This window comes from Streptomyces sp. NPDC002032 (genome assembly GCF_042890765.1).
GTDB lineage: Bacteria > Actinomycetota > Actinomycetes > Streptomycetales > Streptomycetaceae > Streptomyces.
In genome coordinates this window covers 52,926-59,805 of sequence record NZ_JBIASM010000031.1, presented here as the reverse complement: position 1 = coordinate 59,805, position 6,880 = coordinate 52,926, and the positions used below count along the sequence as shown (strand labels likewise).

Below are 6,880 nucleotides of genomic sequence, written 5' to 3'. Positions count from 1 at the left end.
CCCGCGGAGCGGGTATCGAGGCGCGCTGCGCCTCGCACCGCGTGGGTCGCGCTCCGCGCAACCCTGTCCCCGCGTTTCTGTTTGTGAGTCAGCTTGCCTGCGCGCGGAGCGCGTTGGGGAAGCGAAAGGCCGACGCTTCGCGCCGGCCTGGGGGGAATGGGGGGGAAGCTGTGGGCCTGCGGGGTGTTCCCACTGGGAACACCCCGCAGGCTGGCTCTGAGGACAGCTGAGTCCCCTGGGCGGGAATTGGAGGACTGCAGGGCAATGCTTGGAACGGTCCTCGTTGCTGTTGTCACTCAGCTCTGCCGATCAGGATTGGCAGAGCTGAGTAGCTCGCTTGAAATTTTCAGCGAATCAAGTCGAAGTGCTCACTCAGAAGGGCGAAAATTTGCAGCCCTGCTGATCCTCCGATCCCGATCCCGATTCCAACAGAGATTTTCTTTCCGGCTTTTGCGGGCCACTCTGGGAACTTCTGCAGCTTTGAATGCCAGCTTCCTACCCGAAGTTCGAAGAACGGTTCCTGATTCTCGCGTTCCATATTTTTCATTGTTTCCCCGCTACCAATCCTGTCGAACGATGTGGATTTGATGAATCGCGATTACATCGGTTTTGGATTTTTCGGGGAACAGCAGGCTATACTTCGGCATAGTGATTCCGTTCCTGGTTGTTTCGGAGTCCAAGAGAGGGAGCGTTCTGCTACCCCCGGATGCTTGCCGGCCCTGGGGGTAGAGCGCGCTCCCTCTCCTATGTCTGCTGGTGAGAAGCTTACAGCGCTGGTCCTTGTCCCTGTGGCGCCTTCCGGGCGGAATGATCCGTTCCGGGAGGCGCGGGGGGTGCGCAGGTGGCGATGCAAATACTAGTTTTAGCCCGGATAAAGGCTGTGAGCTGCGGGAATTGCGCTGACTCGGCACGCGCGGAATCTATTATAACGTTTTGATAACAGGCCGGGTTGTGGCTCGTGAGGCTGAGTTTATGACTCGTTGGTCTGAGCCCCGAAGACAGATTCCCAGAATCGAGAATTCTCACCTGCCGAGCTGCCGCACCCTTGGAGGGCTGAAGCCTCGCGAGTTCCTACTCACGTGAGTAGGCCGGCGGGCACCTACTAGTTTTAGTAGGTGCTCAGAAGGCACCCAGTGACGTTGAGGGGTGCTCGGTTTGCAAACTGCCTAGGATGGTCGGGTGGAGAAGCTGGGGAAGCACCAGGGGAACGCCAAGGTGAGCCTTGAGCTCAGGGCGGCTCTGGACTCGGAGCTGGCGGAGCAGAGGGTGTATCGCCTGAAGCTGCAGGGTGATGAACGCTGGAACGTGCAGGGCCTGCGCAGACAGGAGGCTGCGGAAGTGCGGGCCGCCTGGCGGCGTGAGCACGAAAGGTTGCGGAAGGCCGGCGAGCTGCTCGACACGGTCGACGTGCTGGCCGCCCACGGTATCGAGCTGGAGCTGAGGGACCGTGGCTGGTGGGACCGGCGGTGGCCCGCGGTGCCGGACGAGGCGATGGACCCCGGGCGGTGGCCTGGATCGCGGGATGGCGGATACCCCAAACAGGTCCCATTGAGGCTGCCCCAGCCTCTGGCGCGGAAGACGTACGCGGCCTGCTGGCACTCCTCATGCAAGGCGATCGTCGAGCTGAGGAAATGGCGTGACCAGCACCCTGGCATTGTCCCGAGCCGAGTTCGGAGTAGGCCCGGCGCGCAGCAGACGGCGCTGGAGGAGTACGAGAGGCTGGCCGCCCAGGTGACGACGGTAGGCGACGTCTACAGAGGCGGGCTCCTGCGGGGAATCGGTGCCGCCGAGGCTCTTCGGTCCACGCTGACAATCTAGAAAACGTCTGGTCAGAGCCAACAAGGGGGTTCTGAAGATTCTTCTCACGAACTCACCCCGGAACAGCTGCTGTTGCCCAGCACCGGACTGACCTCCTTCCCGCGTCGACGTGCTCTGGCCCGCACAGCCCTCGTCCACAGGGCCGGTATGGAAACGTCCCGTCCCATGACACCTCGCACCGCCCCGTCGGACCACGCCCGCAAGGACAAGGCGCTCACCGCATCCGACCTCCCCATCCGGGTCCCGGTGATCCACGGCGAGACGACCGCCTCCTACCTCGCCCGCACTGCGTCGGCGAACGCCGTCGAACTCCCGCGCCTGCTCCGCGCCCTCCACAAGGGCCGGCTCCCCGTCAGCGCCACCCGGGTACAGCCCGGCACCCACGAAGTCGCCCTCACCGCCGAATCCCTGGCCAGCCTGGCCGAACTCACCGGCCGCCAAGAGGACCAGCTGCGCCACGCACTCCCCGGCCTTCACCCCGAACGCCTGCACACCGCCGCCGGCGCCACCGTCAGTGTCCGGCCCTGGCCGCAGACCCCTGGTGAACCCCCGCTGCCTGCCTGCCCGCTGTGCCTGGAGGAAGGCGCCTGGCTGGCCGGGGCCGGACACCGGTGGCGGCCCTGCGCCTGCGGGCGCCGCTGGGAATGCGGCGACGACGGCGGCTATCTCATCGACACCACCCCGCTCCCCGAGCTCGGCCGCGCTCTGGCCGAGCACCGGAGCCTGAACCACCGCGTTGGCCCGGCCGGCGACGCGCTGGTCGCCGACGCCCACCAGGTCACCCTGTGGTGGTGGGTCTACCGCCAGGTCGCCCACGAGACCTGGCGAGAGCGCGAAGACGCCCTCGGCTTTGGCCGGCACAGGCGCCGGGCCGCACCGGCAGCCGTCTACCCGGAGGCCGTCCGGTTGGCCCAACTCATGGATGCCTGGGAGACCGCCCGCACACTGGTCGTCGACGCAGACCCCGGAGCCTGGCTCACAGCCGTGGCGAAGGAGTTCGGCGTTCCCGGCATCGCCGACGGCCGTGAAGCCGCCCCGCTGTCGACCTGGCTCGAGCTGCACCCGCCGCTCGGCGAATTCCCGGAAGACAAGCCCGTGAAGACCGCTGAGGGGCGCTGGGAGCGGCTGCCCGCTCTCCACCACCGGCCGGAGGACCGTGGGCCCTTCCAGACCCGCTCGTGCCTTCGCTGGGTGTACGGGCTGCCGCTCACCTCCACCACCGAGCTGTGCAAGCACTGCGGAGGCCGTGAGCCCAGCTGCCGGTGGGTTCCCGCAGACGACTGCCCCCGGAACCCCTCCCCCGCGTCCTGGAACACCCCGCCCACGAGCGCCCGGTGACAGGAACAGAGTCTCCGTGCGGAACAAGGCTGTTCCTCTTTCCCGGCGACACGCCGAGAACAGCGGCCATCGCCTCGCGCATGTACGCGTACTTGGGTCCGGCCTGGGGGGAACACCAGGAACACCCGGAACGGGGCCTCTGAGCTGCATAAACACCTCTGAAAAGCGTTCCTGGTGGGGGCGGGAACACTCAGAAACGCGGCGAAAAACAGGCGACACGCCCGACCGCGTTGTCACGAAACTGCACGCCGCGCCCGACCGCGCTACAGGGATCTACCAGGACAAAACGGGATCCCGGGCTGCTGGAAGCCGGCGAAAGCGCGCGGAGAAAATGAACGGGGACCAGGAACACTTGACACGTCCGATAGGATCGCCACCAGTGGTGCGAAGCAACCACCCAGCGATGCACCGGTAAACACCCCCGGAACACGTTCCCGCACCCCTCCCACCGTTTCTGAACAGGAACCAGGAACAGGCGGGAACACTTGACACGTCGGATAGGATCGCCAGCAGCGACGCGGAGCGTAGCCCAGCGATTCCGAAAAGGATCCGCACCAGGAACACCCCGCACCAGAAACAGAAACGAGCCCCGGACCGATCCACGGCCCGGGGCTCGCTCGTTTTCTGAGCAGAGGCAGGAACACCCCGCGGAACCCGGGCGGGAACGGACGCTGGCCACCCCGCCAGGCCCGATCCCGAGGCCGAGACACTAGCCTCCGGCCCTCTCTACGGTGCGCGCCATGAAGATCCTGTTGATGCACGGACCGGAACACGGCCGCACGATCACCGCCGACCAGTACTGCGGGGACTTCCGCGAAGTCCACCGGACCCCGGACGGCTACAGCTACCAGCTCACCGACCGGGAGGATGACCGTGGCCGCCGGATCGCCGTCGGCTACCAGGACTAAGGGCTGTCCCGCAATTGATCTCCGGCACGTGGAGTCAACGGGGTAACAGCGTGACCGCTCGCTATGCGGCCCGATTGAGAGACCAGGGCGGGCCTGAACTTGTCAGGCGTAGATAGTGAGCAGGGGGCCGTCCCAGGAGACGGAGGACTCCGTCGGCTTGAGCGCGCCCGCCCGGAAGTTGCAGGGGGCGGTCCAGCTAGCGTTGTTGTAGCCCGTCTGCGACCAGTCGTTCCAGTTGAAGGAGTAAGTGTGGCCGCAGAAGTCCTCCCCGCTGACGTAGAAGCGCTCGTCGGTGCTGGACCCGGTGTGAGCGGTCACGTATTTCCCCAGGTTTCGGGACCTGAGCGTCACGTAATTCCCCACCCCGGCGGTCACAAGTCCCCATGGGGACGGCGACCGTGGGCGCTTCCAAGCCTGCAGCCCGAAACTCGGTAGACGCGGCAGGGATACTGCCGTCATGGCCGTTACTCAGCAGCTCGCCCGCATCCCCGCGGGGTATCTCGCCGCTTGCCGTCAGTCCGCCGCCGCGTCATCGGACCGTGATCCCCACTGGGATCCACCGGCGTACGATGTACTGGACCTGGACTGGGCACCGGCGCTGCTGGAACGCGTCGGCGAGGTGGCCGGACTCGGGGAGGTCCATCTCGGTGCTCTTCGCCAGGCCACCGACGGCGACACGGCTCTCGACCTCGGCTTCCTCAACACTCACCCACACGCCATAGCCCCCTTCGGGGGCGCCCCCAGCGGCCTGGCTGCCTCCCAAGTGGCACGCGTCTCCGAACTGCTTAGCCAGATCGACATGCCCCTCCTTCTCGCCGCCCTGCCGGCCGACGAGCGTGACGCCGAATCCTTGATCGGCCAGATGGGCGGCCCCATCACGGGCGGTCTGCGGACGTACCTGCTGGAGCACTTCAACGCCTTGCGCGACTTCTACCTCGACGCAGCAGAGCGCCACCTGCTCGTCGTGCTCTGGTGGGACTGACCCACGACCCACCAGGCGTCCCCAACACGAGCGCCTGGGGAATTACGTGACCGTCGGGCTGGGGAATTGCGTGACCGTCCACACCCGGTTTTGTCGACGTACCAATGGAGCTGGTTTCCGTTCTCCATGCACAGCTTGTACGAGGCGCCGTGGACCGTGCGGTACCAGCCCGTGCAGCGGTCAGCAGCCTGGGCGGTGCCCGCGCCGAATCCGATGGCGCCGCTGATGGCGAGCGCGAGCGCGGCTGAGGCGGTGACTATGCGCCTGATCATGTTTCCCCCCTCATGAGGTGGCGGTAGCCGGCGGGTGCTGGCTACCTCTGTTGAGGCAGCGACATGTGCCACCTCGCACCTCGCCTGCGCGCATCGGCTCGTGGCGAAGCGGTAGTACCACGATTGGCTGCCAGCGCTTGGGCGACCAGACTTTTTTGCGGCAGGATGCAATAGCGATGGGCCAGCACAGGTGCGCTGGGCAGCTTCGATCACCGACTCGCGCCTGACGTCTTCTACCACCTCGCCCAGCCATGATCACGCCCGGCCCCTACTCGTCCGGTGCGCCTGGATGGTGACGCTGGAGCGGCGGGTAGCCGTGGTGTCCGGCACAGCACTGAAGTGCCACGCATTACGGGACAGCTCTTAGGTGGGCCTGTTCACGCAGGCTTCCGTACTCGAGGAGGTGCTCAGTCGGGCGACCTGAGTCGTTGTCTGGGCGAGGCACTGGGCCTGTATGGGGGACCAGGCCGTCGAGCTGGGCTGCATGCGGGCCTGGCCAAGGAGATGACCAGTGTGAACCTCTACGACCACGATCACTTCGATCAGCCCATCACGCTTCCGTTGAAAGCCGTGATGGCTCCGGTCTCCCTTCAGGACCTCGGGCTGTACGTCCAGATCCGGTATCTGCTCACGGTGCGCAGTGGGGAGCTGGAGGGCGTCCTCGGTGAATTCGAGAGGGGGCGCAGCCTTCAGGAGGTGGGAGGCAAAGCCGCGCTGAGAGCCAGCTTGGAGCGGCTGGTCGCAGCCGGCCTGCTCGAACTCCATCCCGATTAGGCCTGAGGCTCGATGCAGGGCATGACGAGGTCCCCGGCAGCTGCCGGGGACCTCGTCGCTGTCTCAGCTACCGCTCACCGTTTCCTCAACCATGGAATCAGCCAGCCACCTGTCCGGATCCGAGGCAGAGCCACCCCACGGCAGCGCAGGCCGGTAGCATCCGCTGATTCTGGCACTTGGGGGAGGGCATACGGATGCTGCTGCAGCCGTTACAGGCCGTCAGGGAGTCCTGGTCGGCGAAGATCCACGACTTCCTCGAACCTGAGGAGAGTGAGATCTACCGGCGCTGTGTACGCGTCGCATTAGCGGACCCGGCTACTGCGCGGCTCCTGGACAAACGCGCAGGGATCAATGCCACCACGATCAATCGCGAGCTGCTCCGCCCGTTCTACCGGGCCGTCGCCGTCAGCGAGTCGTCGCCGGTACGGCACAGGGCTTTCCTGGAGGCACAGGGCCGTCTCCACGAAGACCGGCAACGACATCGACGGGAAGCGGACAGTACCAGCTGGAACTGGGTGGCCGTCTCACTCCTGCTTCTTCTCGGCGGCCTCACGGCGCTCATCGCGCTGGGGGCACCAGCGCTGGTCCTCGCTCCCGCCCTCATGATCGTGTTACTGATCCGTACGGAACGTCCCCTCTGGGTCAACCTCCAGCACTGCCTCCGTGCGGCGCGGTACGCGGGCGTCTGCGCTGTCTTGCGATGGAGGCTGGGGGTGCGTGCCGCGAAGTGGGGAGAGGCGCTGAGCGCGGAAGGGGCCCGTACCACTGCGTTACAGCTGGTCCGTCTG

General features: G+C 66.0%; 7 protein-coding genes. 5 read left to right on the top strand and 2 right to left on the bottom strand.

Features of this window, described 5'->3' with window-relative positions; translation table 11 throughout:
• Positions 1-346: 346 nt before the first annotated feature.
• Entirely contained in the window at positions 347-538 is a 192-nt protein-coding gene (locus ACFYYT_RS35600) for a hypothetical protein (RefSeq protein ID WP_351824352.1), read from the bottom strand.
• A 641-nt stretch (positions 539-1,179) separates the two neighbouring features.
• Here ACFYYT_RS35600 and ACFYYT_RS35595 point away from each other — a divergent pair.
• From ACFYYT_RS35595 to ACFYYT_RS35585, 3 genes are all read left to right on the top strand, one after another.
• A complete protein-coding gene (locus tag ACFYYT_RS35595; protein WP_351824349.1) occupies positions 1,180-1,818 on the top strand; it encodes a hypothetical protein in 639 nt (212 codons plus the stop codon).
• 165 nt (positions 1,819-1,983) lie between these two features.
• A complete protein-coding gene (locus ACFYYT_RS35590; protein WP_351824346.1) occupies positions 1,984-3,156 on the top strand; it encodes a TniQ family protein in 1,173 nt (390 codons plus the stop codon).
• 740 nt (positions 3,157-3,896) lie between these two features.
• On the top strand, positions 3,897-4,064 hold the full coding sequence (locus ACFYYT_RS35585; protein ID WP_351824344.1) for a hypothetical protein: 168 nt from the start codon (positions 3,897-3,899) through the stop codon (positions 4,062-4,064).
• Between the two features lie 102 nt (positions 4,065-4,166).
• Here ACFYYT_RS35585 and ACFYYT_RS35580 read toward each other — a convergent pair whose 3' ends face one another.
• On the bottom strand, positions 4,167-4,382 hold the full coding sequence (locus tag ACFYYT_RS35580; protein WP_351824341.1) for a hypothetical protein: 216 nt from the start codon (positions 4,380-4,382) through the stop codon (positions 4,167-4,169).
• Between the two features lie 139 nt (positions 4,383-4,521).
• Between ACFYYT_RS35580 and ACFYYT_RS35575 the strand changes: the two genes are divergently transcribed.
• Together ACFYYT_RS35575 and ACFYYT_RS35570 are read left to right on the top strand one after the other, a co-directional pair.
• Positions 4,522-5,046, top strand: coding sequence for a DUF1877 family protein (locus ACFYYT_RS35575; protein ID WP_351824338.1), 525 nt, complete (start codon positions 4,522-4,524; stop codon positions 5,044-5,046).
• Positions 5,047-5,831: 785 nt separating this feature from the next.
• Positions 5,832-6,092 (top strand): hypothetical protein, encoded by a 261-nt coding sequence (locus tag ACFYYT_RS35570; RefSeq protein ID WP_351824336.1) that lies wholly within the window; start codon positions 5,832-5,834, stop codon positions 6,090-6,092.
• Positions 6,093-6,880: the final 788 nt, after the last annotated feature.

What these genes read in the sequence shown, in the direction of transcription:
- ACFYYT_RS35600 (WP_351824352.1), bottom strand. Translation starts at nt 538, where the DNA reads ATGGAACGCGAGAATCAGGAACCGTTCTTCGAACTTCGGGTAGGAAGC.
- ACFYYT_RS35590 (WP_351824346.1), top strand. Translation starts at nt 1,984, where the DNA reads ATGACACCTCGCACCGCCCCGTCGGACCACGCCCGCAAGGACAAGGCG.
- ACFYYT_RS35585 (WP_351824344.1), top strand. Translation starts at nt 3,897, where the DNA reads ATGAAGATCCTGTTGATGCACGGACCGGAACACGGCCGCACGATCACC.
- ACFYYT_RS35575 (WP_351824338.1), top strand. Translation starts at nt 4,522, where the DNA reads ATGGCCGTTACTCAGCAGCTCGCCCGCATCCCCGCGGGGTATCTCGCC.